General features: G+C 71.4%; 16 protein-coding genes. 9 read left to right on the forward strand and 7 right to left on the reverse strand.

What is annotated here, in order from left to right; genetic code table 11:
• Positions 1–5: 5 nt before the first annotated feature.
• From OG202_RS38050 to OG202_RS38070, 5 genes are all read right to left on the reverse strand, one after another.
• Positions 6–908, reverse strand: coding sequence for a carbohydrate ABC transporter permease (locus OG202_RS38050; RefSeq protein WP_326575492.1), 903 nt, complete (start codon positions 906–908; stop codon positions 6–8).
• Positions 905–1,870, reverse strand: a complete 966-nt coding sequence (locus OG202_RS38055; RefSeq protein WP_327727276.1) for a carbohydrate ABC transporter permease — start codon at positions 1,868–1,870, stop codon at positions 905–907. Before OG202_RS38055 ends, OG202_RS38050 begins: the two co-directional genes overlap by 4 nt.
• 23 nt (positions 1,871–1,893) lie before the next feature.
• Positions 1,894–3,153, reverse strand: coding sequence for an ABC transporter substrate-binding protein (locus tag OG202_RS38060; protein ID WP_326575488.1), 1,260 nt, complete (start codon positions 3,151–3,153; stop codon positions 1,894–1,896).
• 240 nt (positions 3,154–3,393) lie between these two features.
• Complete coding sequence (locus tag OG202_RS38065) at positions 3,394–4,689, reverse strand: ROK family transcriptional regulator (protein WP_326575486.1); 1,296 nt, start codon at positions 4,687–4,689, stop codon at positions 3,394–3,396.
• 205 nt (positions 4,690–4,894) lie between these two features.
• A complete protein-coding gene (locus tag OG202_RS38070; RefSeq protein ID WP_327727275.1) occupies positions 4,895–6,142 on the reverse strand; it encodes an FAD-binding protein in 1,248 nt (415 codons plus the stop codon).
• Between the two features lie 164 nt (positions 6,143–6,306).
• Here OG202_RS38070 and OG202_RS38075 point away from each other — a divergent pair, with 164 nt between their 5' ends.
• The 9 genes from OG202_RS38075 (at position 6,307) to OG202_RS38115 (ending at position 18,136) form a co-directional block, all read left to right on the forward strand.
• Positions 6,307–7,314 carry a hydroxyacid dehydrogenase gene (locus tag OG202_RS38075; RefSeq protein WP_327727273.1) on the forward strand — a complete coding sequence of 336 codons (1,008 nt, stop codon included), beginning with the start codon at positions 6,307–6,309 and terminating at the stop codon, positions 7,312–7,314.
• Between the two features lie 697 nt (positions 7,315–8,011).
• Positions 8,012–9,361 carry a radical SAM protein gene (locus OG202_RS38080; RefSeq protein WP_327732092.1) on the forward strand — a complete coding sequence of 450 codons (1,350 nt, stop codon included), beginning with the start codon at positions 8,012–8,014 and terminating at the stop codon, positions 9,359–9,361.
• Between the two features lie 216 nt (positions 9,362–9,577).
• The gene (locus OG202_RS38085) at positions 9,578–11,083 is read left to right on the forward strand and encodes a cellulose-binding domain-containing protein (protein ID WP_327727271.1); all 1,506 of its coding nucleotides are present in this window, start codon (positions 9,578–9,580) and stop codon (positions 11,081–11,083) included.
• A 253-nt stretch (positions 11,084–11,336) separates the two neighbouring features.
• Positions 11,337–12,674, forward strand: a complete 1,338-nt coding sequence (locus OG202_RS38090; protein WP_326575478.1) for a cytochrome P450 — start codon at positions 11,337–11,339, stop codon at positions 12,672–12,674.
• Positions 12,675–12,829: 155 nt separating this feature from the next.
• Positions 12,830–13,084: a CBU_0592 family membrane protein gene (locus tag OG202_RS38095; RefSeq protein WP_326575476.1), complete on the forward strand. Its 255-nt coding sequence runs from the start codon at positions 12,830–12,832 to the stop codon at positions 13,082–13,084.
• Positions 13,085–13,345: 261 nt separating this feature from the next.
• Positions 13,346–14,509 carry a ribosome small subunit-dependent GTPase A gene (gene rsgA, locus OG202_RS38100; RefSeq protein WP_326575474.1) on the forward strand — a complete coding sequence of 388 codons (1,164 nt, stop codon included), beginning with the start codon at positions 13,346–13,348 and terminating at the stop codon, positions 14,507–14,509.
• 193 nt (positions 14,510–14,702) lie between these two features.
• Positions 14,703–16,232 carry a DNA-3-methyladenine glycosylase 2 family protein gene (locus tag OG202_RS38105; RefSeq protein WP_328224256.1) on the forward strand — a complete coding sequence of 510 codons (1,530 nt, stop codon included), beginning with the start codon at positions 14,703–14,705 and terminating at the stop codon, positions 16,230–16,232.
• Positions 16,229–16,723, forward strand: a complete 495-nt coding sequence (locus tag OG202_RS38110) for a methylated-DNA--[protein]-cysteine S-methyltransferase (protein WP_326575470.1) — start codon at positions 16,229–16,231, stop codon at positions 16,721–16,723. Before OG202_RS38105 ends, OG202_RS38110 begins: the two co-directional genes overlap by 4 nt.
• A gap of 156 nt (positions 16,724–16,879) precedes the next feature.
• Positions 16,880–18,136, forward strand: coding sequence for an SGNH/GDSL hydrolase family protein (locus tag OG202_RS38115; protein WP_327727269.1), 1,257 nt, complete (start codon positions 16,880–16,882; stop codon positions 18,134–18,136).
• A gap of 32 nt (positions 18,137–18,168) precedes the next feature.
• On the opposite strand, the gene OG202_RS38120 is transcribed toward OG202_RS38115, so the two are convergent.
• The gene (locus tag OG202_RS38120; RefSeq protein ID WP_327727268.1) at positions 18,169–18,651 is read right to left on the reverse strand and encodes a DUF456 domain-containing protein; all 483 of its coding nucleotides are present in this window, start codon (positions 18,649–18,651) and stop codon (positions 18,169–18,171) included.
• 45 nt (positions 18,652–18,696) lie between these two features.
• Complete coding sequence (locus OG202_RS38125; RefSeq protein ID WP_327727267.1) at positions 18,697–19,680, reverse strand: helix-turn-helix domain-containing protein; 984 nt, start codon at positions 19,678–19,680, stop codon at positions 18,697–18,699.
• Positions 19,681–20,085 lie beyond the last annotated feature (405 nt).

Here is a 20,085-nt window from a genome sequence, read left to right on the forward strand (position 1 = left end):
ATTTCCTAGCCCTTGATGCCGGTCTGCGCGATGCCCTGCACCAGCCAGCGCTGGAGGAAGAGGAAGACGAACACCAGGGGCAGGATGGAAATGGCCGTGGCCATGAAGATCAGATGGAAGTTGACGGTCTGGCCGGTCGTGTAGTTCGAGAGCGCGACCTGGACGGTCCACGCGCTCGGGTCCTGGCCGATGACCAGGGGCCACAGGAAGGAGTTCCACCCGCTGATGAACGTGATCGTCGCCATCGCGGCGAAGAAGTTCAGCGAGTTGGGTACGACGACCCGCCAGTAGGCGCCCATGTAACCGAGCCCGTCCACGCGTGCCGCCTCCTCCAGCTCCTTGGGGAACCCCAGGAAGTACTGCCGGAACAGGAAGCAGGTGAAACCACTGAAGAGGCCCGGAATGATGAGACCCCGGTAGGTGTCGATCCAGCCGAGGGACGACACCAGCACGAAGCTGGGCACGAAGGTCACGGCGGTCGGGACCATCAGGGTGCCGAGGACCATGTAGAAGACCTTGTTGGCGTGCTGGTACGGGATGCGGGCCAGGCCGTAGCCGGCCAGCGAGCAGAACAGCAGGGTGCCGACGGTGTGCAGGACGCCGACGACCGCCGAGTTCCACAGCGAGCGCGCGAAGTCGACCGACGGGTCGTCGAACGGCTCGCTGACGTTGCCCCACTGGATGTCGGTGGGGAACCACTTCCATTCCTCGCCCGTGATCTCCGGGTCCGTCATCAGCGCGTTGCGGACGATCAGATAGAACGGGATGAGGAAGAGGAGCGCGGCGATACCGGTGGCGAGGTAGAGACCGGTCGAGCCGATCACGCTGCCGCTCCGGACGCGACGCGGCTTGGCCGAGACGTCGACCCGGTCCACTCGGTCCGACGGAGGTGTCGTGGTGGTGGTCACTTGGACTCCTCACCCCTTCCGAATCCCATGAACTTGCCCTGGAGCAGGGTCACGAGGCAGATCAGTACGGTGAGGATCAGCGCGCCCGCGCTGCCCGCGCCGTAGTCCTGGCTGTCACCGAGCGCCTTGTAGTACAGCTCGACCAGCGGCGGTCTGCCCCACGTGGTCTTGTTCAGCAGGTTGAAGAACTCGTCGAAGGCCTGGTACGCCGCCACGAGCAGCAACAGGATCACGGCGGTGGAGGTCGCCCGCAGCTGCGGCAGGGTGATGTGCCAGAACGTCTGCCAGCCGGGCTTGGCGCCGTCGATCGAGGCGGCCTCGTACAGCTCCTGCGGGATGTTCTGCAGGGCCGCGATGAAGAGGATCATGTAGAAGCCGGCCTGGAGCCAGAGGCGTACGGTCAGGATGACCAGCCAGTACCACGGCGGATCGGGGCTGGCCAGCCACGCGGTGTTGTCGATGCCGAAGAGGCTCAGGAAGGTGTTCAGCATGCCGAAGCGGACACCGCTGAAGATGGACATCTTCCAGACCAGCGAGGCGGCGACATAGCTGACCGCCGTCGGCAGGAAGAACACCGAGCGGAAGAACGCCCGCATGAACCGCAGCCGGTTCACCATCAGCGCGAGACCCAGCGAGGTTCCCCAGGTCAGCGGCACGATGAAGACGGCGAAGATCGTGAAGGTGACGAGGGAGCGGATGAACTCCTCGTCGGTCAGCATCGTCACATAGTTGTCGAGGCCGACGAACTCGCTCGGTGTGACCGTGAAACGGGCCTCGAAGAACGACAGATACAGGCTCCACAGGATCGGCAGATAGACGAAGATCGCCAGGCCGATCAGGAACGGCCCGGTGAAGAGCCAGAAGTTGAAGGTGGGGGAGCCCCGCAGCCCCCGCCGCGGCTTGGCCGGGGAGGCCTTCGCCGGGGCGGGGCTGGAGACGCCGTCCTTGGTGATGGTCGACATGTCGTGAGTACCTGTCCGCCGGCCTATCCGAACAGCTTCTTCAGTTCCTTGTTGACCTTCGCGTCGGCCTTGGTGAGTTCCTTGTCCGGGTCGCCGCCCTTGCGGACGGAGTTGGCGAGGACGTCCTCCAGGGCGGTGATGCTCGCCTGGGTCCAGCCGATGTTGTCGAAGTTGCCGTACTCGTTGAAGAGCTTGACGCCCTCAGCGGGCAGACCCGACTTCAGCTTGTCGGCCGACGCCGCGATCGAGGTGCGCGGCGGGATGTGGAAGCCGTAGGAGAGCGCCCAGTCCTCCTGGTACTCCTTCTGGTCGATCCACAGCCACTTCACGTACTCCTTGGTGGCTTCGAGGTTCTTGCCCTTGGCGTTGACGAACATCGACCAGCCGCCGTTGTAGACGGACTGCTTGCCCGCGTCGCCGACCTTCGGGAACGGGAAGATGCCGAGGTCGTCGCCGAGCGCCTCCTGCATCTGCGGCATCGCCCACATACCGCACCACTGCATCGCGGTCAGGCCCTGGTTGATCGCGGACGGGTCCCAGAAGTCGGTCGGGGCGTCGAGCAGCAGGTCACCGCTGGTGAACAGCTTGCGCAGCTGCTTGAAGCCGTCGACGACCGCGTCCGTGTGGTAGGCGATCTGGTTCTTGTCGTCGAGGTGCTGCGCGCCGGCCGACCAGATCAGCGGGTTGATCATCGAGTGCAGGGTGTTGCCGAGGTAGGCGCCCTTGACCTTGTCCGTGGTCAGCTTGGCGGCGGCCTCGATCAGCTCCTCCAGCGTCTGCGGGACCTCGACCCCGGCCTTCTCGAACAGCGACGGCCGGTAGAAGAAGAACTGGGGGTCGTCGATCATCCGGATGCCGTATATCTTCCCGTCGACCGTGTGGGAGGCGATGTCGGCCGGGTTGAAGTCGTCCTTGACCGGGTTGATCAGGTCGCTGAGGTCGGCGACCTGGCCGCTCTCGATCATCTGCAGCTGCGGGTGGAACTCGAAGCAGTCGGGGGCCTTGTCCGTGAGCAGCGAGGCGAACAGCTTGCTCTCGAAGTTGGAGCCGGTGATCCACTGCGTGGTGACGTTGGAGTCCTTGTAGGCCTTCGCGTACCTCTTGATGGCCTGCTCGGTCCCGGCCTCGCCGTACGCGTGGAAGTACTGCGTGAGACCGGCGCCCCCGCCGCTGCTTCTGCCGGTGTTGCCACCACACGCGGCCAGTCCGCCGGCGGCGGCCAGACCCAGCGCGGCCCGCAGGGCGGTACGGCGGTCGAGGTTGCTGTTCCTGAATGCCGACATGCTGACGTCCTTGTCTCGAGTACGGCTCGGCTCTGCGCCTATGGCTCGGCGGCTCAGTGCCAGTTGGCTCAAAGGGGCTTGCGGTGCGGGACGTTAACCTTCGGCTAAGGCTTCGGCAAGGGGTTGGACGAAGTCTGTTCGAAGCGTTGTATTCGGTTCGGTGTTCCGAACGTCCGTGCGGCGCAATGGGTTTGACGTGGGGGGTGAGGGCCGCCGGGTCAGGGTCCGGCGGCCCTCGGCTCAGGGGTGTCGCTGGAGCCGTTCGCGCTCTTCAGCGCGTTCTCGGCGTCGTACGACCGGCTTGCCCGTCGCCGGGGCGGCGCGTTTGCCCGGCTTCTGTCCGACCGACTGGAGCGCCCCTTCGAGCGCGAACGTCGCCGCGCCCAGGCACGCCGGGTCCGTGGGGATCAGGGAGAGGACGATCTCGGTGGCCGCCATCGGGCGCGGCAGCGCGTGCCGGGCGACGGCCTCGCGCACCTCCGCGACCAGGGGCTCGCCCAGGGCGGCCGCGACCCAGCTGCTGAGCACGACCACCTCGGGATTGAACAGGTTGACCAGGTCGGCGATCCCCGCGCCGAGATATCGGGCGGTGTCCCGCACCACCTTGACCGCCACCGGGTCGTGCCGGGCCACGCCCTGCGCGAGTGCCGCGATGGTGGCCGTCTGGTCCTCGGGATGCAGCAGCGTGCTGCGCGGGCTCAGCTCCCGGAGGTTCAGCATGATCCCGGGGGCGCCCACATACGTCTCCACGCACCCGTGGTTGCCGCAGTGGCACAGCCGGCCGTCCAGGACGATCGTGGTGTGGCCCCACTCCCCGGCACTGTTGCTCACCCCCCGGTGCAGCCCGCCGCCCAGGACGAGCCCGGCGCCCACACCGGTCCCGAGGTTGACGATCACGGCGTCCCCGCGCCCGCGCGCGGCCCCGAACCACAGCTCGGCCACCGCGACCGCGCGCAGCGGGTTGTCCAGGTAGAGGGGGTAGGCGATGTGCTCGGTCAGCAGGTCGAGCAGCGGCACGTCGTGCCAGTCCCAGTTGGGCGCGTACTCCGAGATGCCGGTGGCGCGGTCCACCTGCCCCGGCACGCTGACCCCGACGCCGAGCACCCGGGCGCCCTCGATACCGGCCTGCGCGACCACCGAGCCGACGGCGGCGGCGACATGGCCGACCATCTGCTCGGGGAGGCTCTCACCGGCGCGGACGTCCTCCTCGGCGCGGGCCAGGACGTTCAGCGCGAGGTCGAACAGCTCGACATGGACGTACGTCTCCGCGATGTCGACGCCGATCAGCGCGCCCCCCGACGCGTTGACGGCCACCAGTCCCCGGGGGCGGCCCCCCGCCGAGTCCTCGAATCCGACCTCGGTGATCATGCGGAGGTCGAGCAGCTCACCGACGAGCGTGGCGACCGTGGCCAGGCTCAGCCCGGTGGCGGCCGCCAGCTCCTGCCGGGAGGTGGGAGACTTGGCGATGATCTGGCGCAGCACCTCGTAGCGGTTCGCGGTGCGAATGTCGCGTGAGGTGCGCTTCACCGACGACATGATCCCCTCGATCCCTCCAGGCCATGACGAGGCCTGTTGCCCCGGCGCGGTCGCCAACGTTAGGGCGCGGAAGGACTTTCGACAAGGGGTTAGGAAAGGGGCTGTACAAAGTCCCGGCAGGTTGGCGTGCCCTCGAGTGCGAGGGGGAGCCGCGCGACCGAAAACAGACGGCCCGTGGTTTTGGGGCTCCCTCCCCGCGGAGCGCTCAGCCGCCGAGCACGTCCTGTACGAAACGGTTGCGGAACTTGGCCATCGGATCCAGCGCGTCGGCCACCCTGCGGAAATCACCCAGTCGGGGGTACAGCCGCCCCAGCTCGGCCGCCGGGACCGTGAACACCTTGCCCCAGTGCGGCCGGGCGTCGAACGGCGCGAGCACCTCCTCGACCCGCCGCACCACCGGCAGTACGGGTGCCGCGTCCGCGATCCAGGTGAAGTGCAGTGCGACCGTGTCCCGCCCCTGGGCGGGGCTGAGCCACTGCTCGTCGGCGGCCGTCGTACGGACCTCGCAGACCTGCAGCACGGGTGCCACGGAGTGCCGGATCTCGTCCAGCGCGTGCAGGGCAGGCCCGGCGAACGAGCGCGGCAGCAGATACTCCGACTGCAGCTCCTCCCCGCTGCTCGGTGTGAACTCGGCCCGGAAGTGCGGCAGCCGCTCGTGCCAGGGTCCGGGCACACCGAACTGCGCGGTGCAGTTCACCGCCGGCATCCCCGGCACCGGATGCATCGCCTCGGTCGCGGGCGCGGCCCACGGGAAGTCCGTCGTGGACCGGTCCGTGCGCCGCTTGACCCACACCTGGTCGAAGCCCGAGTGCTGCCAGCGGGTGAAGAGACTCACGCTGTACGCAGACGCCGACACGTCGGCGAAGTCCAGCCCGGCCAGGGGGAGTTCACCGAAGACGTGCTGGCTCACCTCGAAGGCCGGCTCCAGGTCGAGGGTGAGCGCGGTGACCACACCGAGGGCGCCGAGCGAGGTGACCGCCCCGCCGAAGCGGTCGTCGCCGCGCGTCAGCGTCAGCGTCGTACCGTCCGCCGTGACCAGCTCGACCTCGCGCACGGCCGCCGCGAGTGGACCGTTCCCGTCGCCTGAGCCATGGGTGCCGGTGGCGACCGAGCCCGCCACCGAGATGTGCGGGAGGGAGGCCATGTTGTGCAGCGCGAGACCGTGGGCGTGCACGGCGTCGGCCAGCTCCGCGTACCGGACACCGCCCCCGACCCGTACCGTACGGGCCGCCGTGTCCACCTCGATCGCCGACGGCAGCCCGGTCAGGGAGAGCAGGACGCCCCCGGGGCCGGGCTCCGCGATCTCGTTGAACGAGTGACCGCTGCCCAGCACCCGCACCCTCGCGCTGTCCGCGACCAGGGCCCGGAGGGCGTCGACGGAGTGCGGCCGGTGCAGCTCCTTGGCGGTGTACGTGATGTTCCCGGCCCAGTTGGTCAGGGTCTCCGTCGTCATGCTCGATGTCCTCCACGTTCCGCGAGCCATGGGGCCCGTCCCGCGGGCCGGCCCCAGCCGTCGGGGCCATCCTCCCTGCCCGTCCATTGACCCTCTCGGGAGCCCCTGCCTACGGTAGAGAGCGGTTGCTGTTCGGCCGTCTCTCCCCTCCGGAAGGTCCTTCCTTGCCCGAGCGTCCCCGCGCACTGTTCGCCATGACGGCCGAGAACCTTCCACAGATCTTCCCGCCGGACGTGCTGTCCCGCCTGCGAGAGACGGTGGACATCGATCCCGCTCTGGTCGCCGCGAACTTCACCGATCCCGAGGTCCGGGAGGTGCTGGCGGAGGCCGAGGTGCTGGTCACCGGATGGGGGTGCCCCCGCATCGACGAGGCGGTCCTCGACGCGGCGCCCAAGCTGCGGGCGGTGCTGCACTCGGCCGGCTCGGTCAAGGGGTTCGTGGCCCCAGCCGTCTGGGAGCGGGGGATCGCCGTCTCCACGGCCGCCGCCGCCAACGCCCTGCCCGTCGCCGAGTACACGCTCGCCATGATCCTGCTGGCCGGCAAGGACATCCTCGGCCGCCGCGAACGCCTGCGGGCCGAGCGCGTCTCGCCGGGCTGGGGGTTCGTCCCCGGTATCGGCAACCACGGCCGCCGCGTCGGCGTCATCGGGGCCTCCCGCATCGGCCGCCGCGTCATCGAACTGCTCCGCCCCTTCGACCTGCGGGTGAGTCTCGCCGACCCCTACGTCGACGAGGCCGGGGCCGCCGCTCTCGGCGTACCCCTCCTGCCGCTCGACGACCTGCTGCGCACGTCCGACATCGTCACCGTGCACGCCCCCGACACCCCGGAGACCCACCGGCTGATCGACCGCCGCGCCCTTTCCCTCATGCCCGACGGGGCCGCCTTGATCAACACCGCGCGCGGCGCCCTCGTCGACCACGACGCGCTCGTCGACGAGCTGCGCGCCGGGCGGCTCTCCGCGATCCTCGACGTCACCGACCCCGAGCCGCTGCCCGCCGACTCCCCGCTCCTCGACCTGCCGAACGCCTTCGTCACCCCGCACCTGGCCGGCTCCCAGGGCAACGAGGTCGCCCGCCTCGGCCTCGCGGTCACCGAGGAGGCCGAACGGTTCGCGGCCGGAGGGGAGTTGGCACACGCGCTGGACCGCGCCACGCTGGCACGCATGGCATGACCACGGGCCCTGCGGGCGACCACGGGCGATTCCGGCGCGCCTTCGCGACGGGCGGGGCGGGGTGCGCGGGCGGGGCGGGGGAGTCGCGCCGGGCGCGGATGACGGTGGGCGCGACCGTGCCTCGCCGGACACCGGCACCGCCACCGGACACCGGCACCGGACGCCAGGAGCGGCGCGACACACACCGGGTGGAGCTCCAGGCCGCCGGAAGAGCCGGCGACACCGTCTGTGAGGCGCGTACGCACCGCGATTCCGCCTGTACCCGCGGCCCGCGCGTACCGCGATCCCGCCCGTAGCCGCGGCCCGCGCATACAGCGATCGCGGCCGTGTCGTATCCCAGCCATGTCCGCTCCCGGCCGTGTCCGATTTCGCCGGTGTCCGTTCCCGGCAAGGCCGCCGCGAGGACATGCCACCCGCTCACCCGCTCACCGGCCCGAGGGCGCGGTCACCGATCCGAGCCGATCGCTGCCCGCGCGCCGGGCGGCGCGCGGGCGACCTCGTCGAGGTGTACGGCACCGGCCTCCCCGGCAGCAGGTTCTGGTGGTCCTCGACGGGGCCCGGCCAGGCCGACGCCGCCCGGATCCGGACGTGCCGAGGGCCCCCGCTCCCACCTCCGCGCGGCCGGAGGCATACCGTGAGGAGGCGAACAATGACGACGGACGACTTCTCACGTGACGTCGGGAGCGAGGAGAACGGGATGGGCAGCCGCACCGCACTGGTGGAGGACCTGATGGAGAGGTTCCCGCACGTGCCACGGGAAGCCGTCTTCAAGGAGGACCTGCTCAGGGGTGGCATGGCCTTCGACGCCTCCGCGCTGAGCGACAACGAGAAGGGCGAGGTCAAGCCGAAGTCGTACTTCATCTTCTCCTTCGACCACGGCACCCTCCCCGAACTCGGCGAGGCCGCCCTGCGCCGCCCGCCGGAGGAGATCATCCTCACCGGCGGCCCGTACGACCTGCGGCGCACGGTCGTCTCCGTACGGGTCAACCCGTCCTCGCCCTACCGCGTGGCCGCCGACGAGGACGGCCTCCTCGGCCTCTACCTCGACGGCACGCGCATCGCGGACGTCGGCGTCCCGCCCATGCCGGAGTACTACCGGCACACCCTCTCCAACGGGAAGTCCGTGATGGAGGTGGCCCCGACCATCCAGTGGGGCTACCTCATCTACCTGACCGTCTTCCGCGTCTGCCAGTACTTCGGCGCGAAGGAGGAGTGCCAGTACTGCGACATCAACCACAACTGGCGCCAGCACAAGGCGGCGGGCCGGCCGTACACGGGTGTGAAGGACGTCGACGAGGTCCTCGAAGCCCTGGAGATCATCGACCGGTACGACACGGCGAAGACGTCCACCGCGTACACGCTCACCGGCGGCGCCATCACCAAGACGGTCGCGGGCCGCGACGAGGCCGACTTCTACGGCCACTACGCCAAGGCCATCGAGGAGCGCTTCCCGGACCGCTGGATCGGCAAGGTCGTCGCGCAGGCGTTGCCCCTCGACGACGTCAAGCGCTTCCACGACTACGGCGTGAAGATCTACCACCCCAACTACGAGGTGTGGGACGAGTACCTCTTCAAGATGTACTGCCCCGGCAAGGAGCGCTACGTCGGCCGCGACGAGTGGCACAAGCGGATCCTGGACTCGGCGGGCGTCTTCGGCGCGCGCAACGTGATCCCCAACTTCGTGGCGGGCGTGGAGATGGCCGAGCCGTTCGGGTTCACCACGGTCGACGAGGCCATCGAGTCGACCACCGAGGGCCTGCGTTTCTTCATGTCGCACGGCATCACGCCCCGCTTCACGACCTGGTGCCCGGAGCCCACGACCCCGCTCGGCAAGGCCAACCCGCAGGGCGCGCCGCTGGAGTACCACATCCGGCTGCTGCAGGCCTACCGCGCCACGATGGACGAGTTCGGGCTGTCGTCGCCGCCCGGATACGGCCCGCCCGGACCCGGCAACGCCGTCTTCTCCGTCAGCTCCTTCATGGACAGCCTCCCGGCCGTCGACGAGGAGACCCCCGGGGAGACCCCCGAGGGGATTCCCGCTCGGTAACTCCTGCGACGGTTGAGTCTTTTGGGGTCGGCATACGTACAACTGCACAGTGTGACCGTTGGTAACCGCATTTGAAGGCGCGGCTTGTCAGTTGTGTGGGAACCGTGAAAAGCTCTGGGGCACCGCAAGGTGGTCCCCCTCCAACTCCCTTGAATAAGAGGGTAGTTGACTATTTTTGCGGACTTCCCCCCTCGCTCTGTTGGATGCAGGAGACCCATGCCCGACCTGCCGAAGCCTCAGGACGCAGCAGAGGCCGCGCTCTTCTCGGAGTGCTGGGACGCGGTGCTGTCGTACGCCGACCTGTGCACGTCCGGTTCGACCGCGGCGACCCAACTGGCCACCGAGGCCTTCACGAACGGCATGCACGAGGCGCACGCCCTGGAGGCCGAACGCGGCGCCGGCCGGCGCGCCCTGCGGCTGCCTCGAATACCGTTCCTCCTGACCTGGGTCAGGACCAGCGCCGCGGTCTGGGAGAGGGACGGCCAGGGCCACCGGCTCGACCCCGATCTGCGCCTCTGGCTCAACTCGGAGAAGGCCGCGCGCTACATCGGCCCGCCGCTGCACCGCCCCCTCGCCCTGCGCGCCCTGCGGGACATGCAGGAACCCGACGCGGCCCTGCTGTGGCTGGCCGAGGTCGAGTCGCTGCCCCTGGGCTCGGTGGCCCGCCGGCTCAGCCTCGACCCGGCGGTCGCCCGGACCGAACTCGACCAGGTGCGGGTGCTGTTCAGGGACCGCTGCCACCGCAGCCGGCTCGACGCGCCCATGCACGCAGACTGCCGCACCTATACCCGGCTACTGGACGCGGTCACCCGCTCGCCCGGCACCGACACCCCCGAGGACCTCTCGCGGCACCTCGCCACCTGCGTGGGGTGCGCCGAGGCCGCGGCCTGTCTCGGCCTGCACGGCGGCGGCCTGCCCGCCGCGCTCGCCGGCGGAGTCATCGGCTGGAGCGGACTCGCCTATCTGGAGCGCCGCCGCCGCGCGGCCGACGCCGGGCTGCTCCCCGGACGCGCGGACTCCACCGGCACCGACCGAGGGCTCTCGCCGGGCAGGGAACCGAGGCCCCGGTTCGGCCGCAACGGGCTGCTCGCCGGAGCCGGCCTCGTCTCCGTGCTGGCGCTCGCCGTCTCCCTCATGCCCTTCGGCGACGAGGAGACCGTCACCGACGGCGCGTCCGCCGGCGAGTCGGCGGTGGTGCAGCGGGACCCCCGCTTCCCGGTGACCGGGTCCCCGTCCGACGGCGGGTCGTCCGAACTGCAGAGCACGTCCCGGCCCGAGAAGACCGGTTCGGGCGACGAGGACGGCAAGGGCGACGGCAACAGCAACGAGGAGCCCCAGGGCGACGCCTCGACGCCGGCCCGCGTCTCCCACGAGCCGGTCGACCCCGGCAAGTCGTCCCGCGCCACCTGTCACGTCCGCTACCAGGTCGTCAACGAGTGGCCCGGCGGCTTCCAGGCAGCCCTCACCGTCACCTCCACCAAGGCTCTCGACGGCTGGCGCGTCGGCTGGACCTACGCCGCGGACCAGCGCGTCACCCAGATGTGGGACGGCACCTTCGATCAGGAAGGCTCCCAGGTCACCGCCACCGCCGCCGACTACAACAAGACCGTCGCGGCGGGCGGCACCTTCGGCGTCGGCTTCCTCGGCATCTGGCAGGGCTTCGACAACCCCGAACCCGTGGACTTCACGCTCAACGGGCGCTCCTGCGCACAGGCGGACTGAGCGCGGGCGGACAGCTCACTCGCGGGTGTGAAGAGCTCGTGGAAGCGGCGGGCTCTTCACACGGCCGCACAGCCGCACGAGCCGACGAAGAGGGAACCTTGCCCGGGCCGGTCCCGGCGGGCGAGAGAGACGAAGAGGCGGGCGATCGCCGTCGAACGCGCACCGGGACTCCCTCCCGAAGCGCCGACGACGTCCTGCGACGGTCGCCACACCTCTTGATCGAACTCCGGGCGCAGGACACTAACATGGGGTGATGGGCACTCCCACCTCGCTGTTGCGGGCCTTTCGGCCCCAAGTCCAAGAGCGTCTCTACGACTTCTACGAAGAGCTGCGGAGCGCCGACGACCTCTTCTGGGACCGCACCCTGGGCGCGTGGATCGCGACCGGGTACGCGGTGGTCAGCAAAGCCGCGGGTGACCCGGGCCTGTCCTCGGTGCGTTATCCCGACATCGAGGCCGTCCCCGAGGAACTGCGGCCGCTGGCCCGGGTCCTGAGCCGGCAGATGCTCTACAGCGACGCCCCCGAGCACGCCCGGCTGCGCGCCCTGATCAGCAGGGCCTTCACTCCGCGGGCCGTCGAGACACTGCGCGCCCGGATCTTCGAAGCCGTCGACCGGATCATCACCCACGCGGCTCCGGCCGGGCGGATGGACATCGTCGCGGACCTCGCCCGACCTCTGCCGCTCACCATCATCTGCGACCTCCTCGACGTACCGCGGCAGGACCGCCCCGCCCTCGCCGCCTGGTCCGAGCCGATCGCCGAAGCCATCGGCAACTCCCGCCTCGACGCCGACCGCAACCGCGAGGCATCGCAGAGCATGACGGACATGCTCGCCTACTTCCGCGAACTCCTCACCCGCCACGACACCCCGCCCGCCCCCCACACCCTGCGCGCCCTGGTGACCGCACAGGCCGAGAACACCGACCAGGACCTCGACGAACTTCTCGCCAACTGCGCCCTGCTCCTGATCGCCGGTCACGAGACCACCACCCACTTCATCGGCAACGCCACACTCGCCCTGCTCCGCCACCCGCACGCGGCCGACCAACTGCGCCGCCGACCCGATCTGATGCCCGCCGCGGTCGACGAACTGCTGCGCTACGACGCCCCGGTGCAGCTGATGCTGCGCCGGGCCCGGCACGATCTGGAACTGGCGGGGCGCACCGTCTCCGAAGGGCAGACCGTGCTCCTGGTGTGCGGCGCCGCCAACCGGGATCCGGCCGTGTTTCCCGATCCCCATGTGCTGGACTTCGAGCGGTCCGGCTCCGGCGGACGGCACATGGCGTTCGGGCACGGCCCGCACTTCTGCCTCGGCGCCGCGCTGGCCCGGCTGGAGGGCGCGATCGTCCTGGAAGCACTCCTCACCAGGCTCCCCGGTCTGCGGCTCGACGGCTCCGCGCCGCAGTGGCAGCGCAGCCTCAACTTCCGCGGTCTCACCCGCCTGGACGTCGCCTTCACCCCTCCTTCGGACGATCACGGCAGCGGTAGTCAGGTCTCGTCGGCCGACGGTTCCCGAGGCGGTGCCGGCCGCGCGACGCAGGCCGGCACCTGCCCCGTCAGCCCGGCGCCCGGCGGTGTCGCGGGCCCGTGACGGCGGCCCCGGCGTGCCACCCGCGTCTGTGGTGCGGGCGGGGCTTCCATAAGTCGCACTGCAGTGGCACTTCAGAAACTCTTGCTTGTCGTGAAGTCCCACTGCACGGATGATCGGACCATGAACGAACGCGACCCTCGACGGGGTGAGGGCCGGTGACCTGGGCCGAGGGGGGCGTCGCCGCCGTCGGCTGGGGCGGAGCGGGGTTGTTGCTCACCGCGTACGCGATGGCGTCGGCCGAACGGATCCCCGCCGGAGGCCGCGCCTTCCAGTTGCTGAACCTGTTCGGCGCCGCCGCCCTGACCGTCAACTCCGGATACCACCAAGCATGGCCCTCCGCCCTGCTCAACACCGCCTGGATCGTCATCGGCCTGGCCGCCCTCGCCCGCCGCGCGCCCCAGGTCCCGTAACCGCGTGCCGCTGTCGGCCGTGCCTAATTCGGTGGCGTCGAGGACCGTGTAGCTCTAAGGTCGGTGGTGTTCGCGCGGCGACCCACGGTTGCCGCAGGTGACTGTGCTTGATTGAGGAGGTGTGACCGATGGCTGTCGTTGAGATGGGCGCTGCCCGCATCCGGAAGTTCATCAAGTCCACCTCCGTGGCCTCCGGCTGACCTCACTCCTTCCCGCGCCAGTGCGCGCGGTGCCGGGGCCACCCTTGTGAAGGGTCACCCCTTGTCTTTCTCCACTCTCCTGGGTTCGTCCTCGTCCTCCTCGCATCCGCTCGTGCCGTACGGCTGGGATGCGGGCTGGGAGGCCGAGTTCGCCCCGTACGCCGGGCAGGGGCTGCTGCCCGGTCGGGTCGTCCGGGTCGACCGGGGCCTGTGCGACGTCGTCACACCGGCCGGTACCGTCCGCGCCGACACGGAGTTCGTCGTGCCCCGTGACCCGATGAAGGTCGTGTGCACGGGGGACTGGGTCGCCGTCGACCCCGAAGGCCGCGACCCGCGCTACGTGCAGACACTCCTCCCGCGCCGCACCGCCTTCGTCCGCTCGACCTCGTCCAAGCGCTCCGAGGGCCAGGTACTGGCCACCAACATCGATTACGTCGTCATCTGTGTGTCGCTCGCGGCCGAACTCGACCTCGGGCGGATCGAGCGGTTCCTGGCGCTGGCCATGTCCGGTTCGGGTGGCGAGCAACCGCTGCACTCGTCGGCACTGTCCTGGGAGTCCGGCGCGCAGCCGGTGATCGTGCTCACCAAGGCCGATCTCGTACCGGAGGCGGCCACGCTGGCGCATCTGGTGCAGGACGTGGAGACCGTCGCGCCCGGCGTCGCCGTGCTGACGGTCAGCTCCGCGCTCGGCGAGGGCCTCGACGTCCTCGCCGCGGTGCTCTCCGGCGGCACCTCCGTACTGCTCGGGCAGTCCGGCGCCGGCAAGTCGACCCTCGCCAACGCGCTGCTCGGCGAGGACGTCATGGACGTCCGGGCCATCCGCGACGTGGACGGCAAGGGACGGCACACCACGACCACCCGCAACCTCCTCGCCCTGCCCGGCGGCGGGGTCCTCATCGACACCCCCGGGCTGCGCGGCGTCGGCCTGTGGGACGCCGAGAGCGGGGTCGGGCAGGTCTTCACGGAGATCGAGGAACTGGCCGCGGACTGTCGCTTCCACGACTGCGCGCACCTCGCCGAGCCCGGCTGCGCGGTCCTCGGCGCGGTCGAGTCCGGTGAACTGCCCGAGCGACGGCTCGACAGCTACCGCAAGCTGATCCGCGAGAACCAGCGGATCGTCGCGAAGAGCGACGCACGGGTGCGGGCCGAGATCCGGAAGGAATGGAAGCGGAAGGGAGCGGAGGGGCGCGCGGCGATGGAGGCCAAGCGAGGCGGCCGACGCTGACCTTCGCCCGCGGGAGTCCGTGGCCCGTCGCGTGACCGCGGGGAGTCCGCGGCCTGTCGCGCTCCCGCGGCGGAGCCGCATCTCGGCGCGGCACCGCGCCCCTCGGACATGACGCCGCGCCCCTGCTTTCCGGGGGGGCGTCATGTCCGAATCCCGCCAGCCCCGGCGGTCGGCGTGGTCGACACTTGATGTCATGAAGGACGAGGACACCAGGTACGAGGCCGTGCGCAGCAGGGACGGACGGTTCGACGGGGAGTTCTTCTTCGCCGTCGCGACGACCGGGATCTACTGCCGGCCGAGCTGCCCGGCGGTGACACCGAAACGGGAGAACGTCCGCTTCTACCCGACCGCGGCCGCCGCCCAGGGTGCCGGGTTCCGGGCCTGCCGACGGTGCCGACCGGACGCCGTGCCCGGGTCGGCCGAGTGGAACGTGCGCGCGGACGCCGTGGGCCGGGCCATGCGGCTCATCGGGGACGGCGTCGTCGACCGGGAGGGTGTCGCCGGGCTGGCCCTGCGGCTGGGGTACAGCGCACGGCACGTCCAGCGGCAGCTCACCGCCGAGGTCGGCGCCGGGCCCGTCGCCCTGGCCCGCGCCCAGCGGGCCCACACCGCCCGCGTCCTCCTCCGGAGCACCGCCCTCCCGGTCACCGAGATCGCCTTCGCGTCCGGCTTCGCCAGCGTGCGCCAGTTCAACGACACGATCAGGGCGGTGTACGCCATGACGCCGAGCGGCCTGCGCGCCGGGGCACCCCGGCGGCCCGCGGGATCGCCGACCGCCGGTATCCCACTCCGGCTCGCGTACCGGGGCCCGTACCAGTCCACCGCGCTCTTCGACGCCCTCGTCGCCGAGGCCGTCACCGGCGTCGAGGAGGTGACCGGCGGGCGCGGCCACCGCATCTACCGGCGCACCCTCCGCCTCCCGTACGGCACCGGAATCGCCGAGGTCGACGAGCGACCGGGGGGCCGCCGGGCGCGGACGGCGGCGGCCCGGGACGGGGCCGGGCGGGCAGGCCGTCCGTGGCGTGCCGCGTCGTTCCCGGGCGGCGACCCCACCGGTCGGCCCGGCGGCTGGCTCGACGCGCGGCTTCATCTCACCGACCCCCGGGATCTCACCACCGCCGTGCAGCGGCTGCGTCGGCTCTTCGACCTGGACGCGGATCCGTACGCCGTGGACGAACGCCTCCGGGAGGACGCGCGGCTCGCCCCGCTCGTCGCCGCCCGGCCGGGACTGCGCTCGCCGGGCGCGGCCGATCCGGAGGAGTTCGCGGTACGGGCGCTCGTGGGGCGCGAGAAGGCCGAACGGCTGGTGGGGATGTACGGGAAGACGCTGGACGCCCCGCACGGGACGCTGACGCACCTCTTCCCCGAGCCGGCCGCCCTGGCCGGCGTGGAGGGCCCGCTCGGAGCCCTCGCCACCGCCCTCGCCGACGGCACCGCCCGCCTCGACGTGGGCGCCGACCGGGACGACACCGAGGCGGCACTGCTCGCCCTGCCGGGCCTCGACGCCCGAACCGTCGCCGCGATCCGTACCCGCGCGCTCGGCGACCCGGACGTGGCCCCGCCGGACGAGACCGTGCCGGACACCTGGCGGCCCTGGCGGTCGTACGCCCTCCAACACCTCAGGACAGCGGGCGATTCGGAGCCGGACACCGCCGCACGGCGACAGGCACAGGCACAGGCACACAAGCAGGCACAGGCACAGGAAAAGGGAGTTCAGTCGTGAGCACCGCGCAAGGGACGTACTACACCGTCGTCGACAGCCCCGCCGGGCAACTCCTCCTCACCGCCGACGGGTTCGGCGCTCTCACCTCCCTCTCCGTACCGGAGCAGAAGGGCGGCCGGGTCCCGCTGCCGGGCTGGCTGCGCGACCCGGGCCCCTTCCGGGCGGCCGAGGAACAGCTCGCCGCCTACTTCGCCGGTGAACTCAAGGAATTCCAACTGGAGCTGGGCGGCGAGGGCACCGAGTTCCGGCAGCGGGTCTGGGCCGCGCTGGAGGACGTCCCGTACGGCGGGACCACCACATACGGGGCCATCGCCGCCCGCATCGGCGCACCCCGTGCCGCCGTCCGGGCCGTGGGCGGCGCGATCGGCGCGAACCCCCTCCTCATCGTCCGCCCCTGCCACCGGGTGATCGGCGCGGACGGCACCCTCACCGGGTACGCCGGCGGCCTCGACCGCAAACGTCTCCTCCTCGGCCTGGAGGGCGTGCTGTAGCTCCGCCCCACCGTGCCCGCGACCGGCCGTACTTGGCCCGCGTCAACCGGCGCGGGCCAGGTGCGTCCAATGGTGTGAGGGTGCGTGCACGGGACCGTCGCGCAGGGAAGTGATGAGGGGCTTGTGTCGCTTCCGCTGAGCGAAGGGCGGCCCCGCATGACCGACAGCCCGACCCGCACGTGGCCCATGACGCGTCCGACGGCCGCCGCCCTCGCCCTCGTCCTGCTCGCCGCGCTCGCCCTCGTCGGCGCCCTCCCCGCGAGAGCCGACGTGCCGTCGGACCCCGCGGCCGCCCGGCGTTGGACCGGCACCTGGGCAGCCGCCGCCTCCGGTACGGCGCCCGCGCTGCCGGGGGCGTCGATCCGCAACGTCGTCCACGTGAGCGTCGGCGGCAGCGCCGCGCGGGTCCGCGTCTCCAACCGGCTCGGTACGGCCGCACTCCGCCTGGGCGCCGTGACGGTCGCGCTGCAGAAGCCGGGAGTGCCGAACAGCCCCGACGCGATGCCCGGTTCCCTCCGCACGGCCACCTTCGGCGGTGCCCGCACGGTCGTCGTCCCGGCGGGCCAGGACCGGCTCACCGACCCCGTCGCGCTGCGCGTCCCGGCGCACGGCAATCTCCTCGTCACGCTGTACACACCGCACGACTCGGGGCCGGCCACGTTCCACCGCTCCGCCCGGCAGACCAACTTCCTCGCGCCGTACGGGAATCGGGCGGCCGACGAGAACGGCTCGGCGTACACGACGGCCATCGGGAGCTGGTACTACGTCACCGGTGTCGACGTACTCGGCTCCTCCGCCGTCGGCAGCGTCGTCACGCTCGGCGACTCGATCACGGACGGCAACGGCTCGACGGCCGACGCCAACCGCCGCTGGCCCGACCGGCTCGCCGAACGGCTGCGCGCGCTGCCCGCGGCCCGCAGGCTCGGCGTCCTCAACGCGGGTGTCTCCGGCAACCGGCTGCTGCGCGCCGGCGTGGGCCCGAGCGCCCTGGACCGGTTCGACGCGGACGTCCTCACCCGCACCGGCGTACGCACGCTGATCGTGATGGTGGGCATCAACGACATCAAGGGCACCCCGAACGTCACCGACCCGGCCGCCCTCACCGCCGCGTACCGCAGGGTCGTGGACCGTTCCCACGCCCGCGGCATCCGCGTCGTCGGCGCCACACTCACCCCGTACGGCGGCCACGGCGCGTACACGTCGGCCCGGGAACGCGTACGGCAGGCGGTCAACGCCTCGATCCGCGGTGACGGGATCTTCGACGCCGTGGCCGACTTCGACCGGGCCGTCCGCGACCCCGTCCGCCCGCACCGGATCCGGCCCGCCTACGACCCCGGCGACCACCTGCACTTCAACGACGCGGGCATGCGCGCCCTGGCCGACGCGGTCGCCCTGTCCGACGTGGCCCCGTGAGGGCCGGCCGGCCCCGCCGATTCCAGCCGGTGTCAGCCCCCGAACACCACGCCCACCCACCCGCCCGCCACCAGCAGGCACGCGAAGAGCTCCGCCAGGACGCTCGACCCGCCCGAGCGCATCGCCGTGCGCGTGGCGGCCTTCGCCGCGCCGTGGTGGCCGAGACGGAGCCGTTCGGAGAGGTAGATGCCCCCGATGAAGCCGGGGATCGCGCCGAGGACGGGGAGCAGGACGAAACCGAGGAAGGCGCCGACGCCGGCGTACACGCCCATCCGGGGGGTGGCGCCGCTCTCCGCCAGGCGCCGGGGCGGCAGGACCCAGCGGAGCGCCCGGGAGGCGAGCAGCACGACGGTGGCGCCCACCAGCACCCACCAGGCCTCGGGCCGCGGGTCCTCCAGCGCCCACCACATGACCCCGGCCCACACGAGCAGCGACCCCGGTACGCCGGGCACCAGCACTCCGCACAGGCCGAGCAGCAGCACCACCGCGACCAGCAGGAGTTCCCACGCTCCCATCTGCCCAGGGTGCCGGACCGCGCGGGAAAGCGCAGGTCAGTACTGTCAGTCCCGGGTCACCCAGGCCCGCTCGTACGCGTGCCAGCCCAGCTGCAGCCGGGTCGTCACACCGGTGAGCTCCATCAGACGTTTCACCCGGCGCTGTACGGTCCTCAGACCCAGGTCCAGCTGTTTGGCGACGCTCGCGTCGGTCATGCCGGCCAACAGCAGGGACAGGATCTCCAGATCGGTGTCGTCGGGGCCGTCCGGTACGTCCTCGGTGACCCGGCCGGCGCCGAGCCGCAGTGGCAGGGCCTGCCGCCACACCGACTCGAACAGGCCCGACAGCAGCTCCAGCAGACCGCTCGCGTGGACGACGAGCGCGGCCGGCTCGGCGGTGTGCGTGGTGAGCGGGACCATCGCGAGTGTCCGGTCGGCGATGACGAGCTTCGTCGGCACCTCGTCCATCACCCGTACCCGCTCCTTGCGGCCCAGCGCGGCGGACAGCTCGGTGAGACCGCTGTCCTCGTCCAGGACGGCCCGCTCGACCACCACGCGGTAGCCGACGCCGCGGCCGGTGGCCTGTTCCTCCGCGGGGTTGTTCTCCGGCCCGGAGACCGCGATCGGAGCGCCGGTGACCATGGCGCAGACCTCCTCCGTGGCGCCGAGCTGAATCTGCAGGAAGCGCTGCGCTATGGCGGCCGAGCCGATCACCACCTCGACCAGGTCGTGTGCGGCGGGCTCGGCGGCGCTCGCCCGGTACTCCTCGGCCAGCAACGCCGCCGCCAGCTCCGCCTTCTCCAGCTCGTGCCGCTGCTGGGTGAGCAGCGCGCCCAGGGCCACGCCGGGGGGCGCGGCCACCCAGCGGCCGGGGCGCGCGGAGGACTGGGCGGCGAGACCGTGCCGCTCCAGCCGGCGCAGGGCGCGTTCGGTGTCGTGCTCCCCGAGCGTGAGCCGGCGCGCCAGGTCCGGTACGTCGGCGGCGCCCACGGACACCAGGGCCCGGTACGCCGACTCGTGCGTCTCGTCGAGACCGATCGCTCCCAGCATGCGGCGACCCCCTCCCTCATCGCGCCGTCCGGCGCGCTTCCGCCTCGGCACATCATCACCGCACCACCGGTCCCACCGACGAGGCGGGGTCCCACAGCGGAATCCCAGGAACATGCCCCACACTCGGGCCGACCGGCCCACGCGCCCGCACCGCGCGCCGGTCACCCCGGCGCCGCCGGGCGGTTTCTCCTGTGGGGGGTGGCACCGCCCGGCGGTCTCTTCGCGCCAAGTCCTCCGCTGCCCACCGCCTCCCGCTTCCCCCTGCTCTCTCGACTCCCTTGCCTCGCACCGGAGTTCGACGTGTAGTCCGACACGCCGTGGTGTCGTCGGCTCTGCGGACCGATTTTCCGGATGCCCCGTTTTCATACGGCTCCTGAGGTGGACAATTAGGGGCATGAGCCAGCA

The organism is Streptomyces sp. NBC_00310 (assembly GCF_036208085.1).
Classification (GTDB): Bacteria; Actinomycetota; Actinomycetes; order Streptomycetales; family Streptomycetaceae; genus Streptomyces.

Excerpts from the sequence above, each read along its gene's own strand:
- OG202_RS38055 (WP_327727276.1), bottom strand. The coding sequence starts at position 1,870 with ATGTCGACCATCACCAAGGACGGCGTCTCCAGCCCCGCCCCGGCGAAG.
- OG202_RS38060 (WP_326575488.1), bottom strand. The coding sequence starts at position 3,153 with ATGTCGGCATTCAGGAACAGCAACCTCGACCGCCGTACCGCCCTGCGG.
- OG202_RS38065 (WP_326575486.1), bottom strand. The coding sequence starts at position 4,689 with ATGTCGTCGGTGAAGCGCACCTCACGCGACATTCGCACCGCGAACCGC.
- OG202_RS38070 (WP_327727275.1), bottom strand. The coding sequence starts at position 6,142 with ATGACGACGGAGACCCTGACCAACTGGGCCGGGAACATCACGTACACC.
- OG202_RS38080 (WP_327732092.1), top strand. The coding sequence starts at position 8,012 with ATGGGCAGCCGCACCGCACTGGTGGAGGACCTGATGGAGAGGTTCCCG.
- OG202_RS38085 (WP_327727271.1), top strand. The coding sequence starts at position 9,578 with ATGCCCGACCTGCCGAAGCCTCAGGACGCAGCAGAGGCCGCGCTCTTC.
- OG202_RS38090 (WP_326575478.1), top strand. The coding sequence starts at position 11,337 with ATGGGCACTCCCACCTCGCTGTTGCGGGCCTTTCGGCCCCAAGTCCAA.
- OG202_RS38105 (WP_328224256.1), top strand. The coding sequence starts at position 14,703 with ATGAAGGACGAGGACACCAGGTACGAGGCCGTGCGCAGCAGGGACGGA.
- OG202_RS38115 (WP_327727269.1), top strand. The coding sequence starts at position 16,880 with ATGACCGACAGCCCGACCCGCACGTGGCCCATGACGCGTCCGACGGCC.
- OG202_RS38120 (WP_327727268.1), bottom strand. The coding sequence starts at position 18,651 with ATGGGAGCGTGGGAACTCCTGCTGGTCGCGGTGGTGCTGCTGCTCGGC.
- OG202_RS38125 (WP_327727267.1), bottom strand. The coding sequence starts at position 19,680 with ATGCTGGGAGCGATCGGTCTCGACGAGACGCACGAGTCGGCGTACCGG.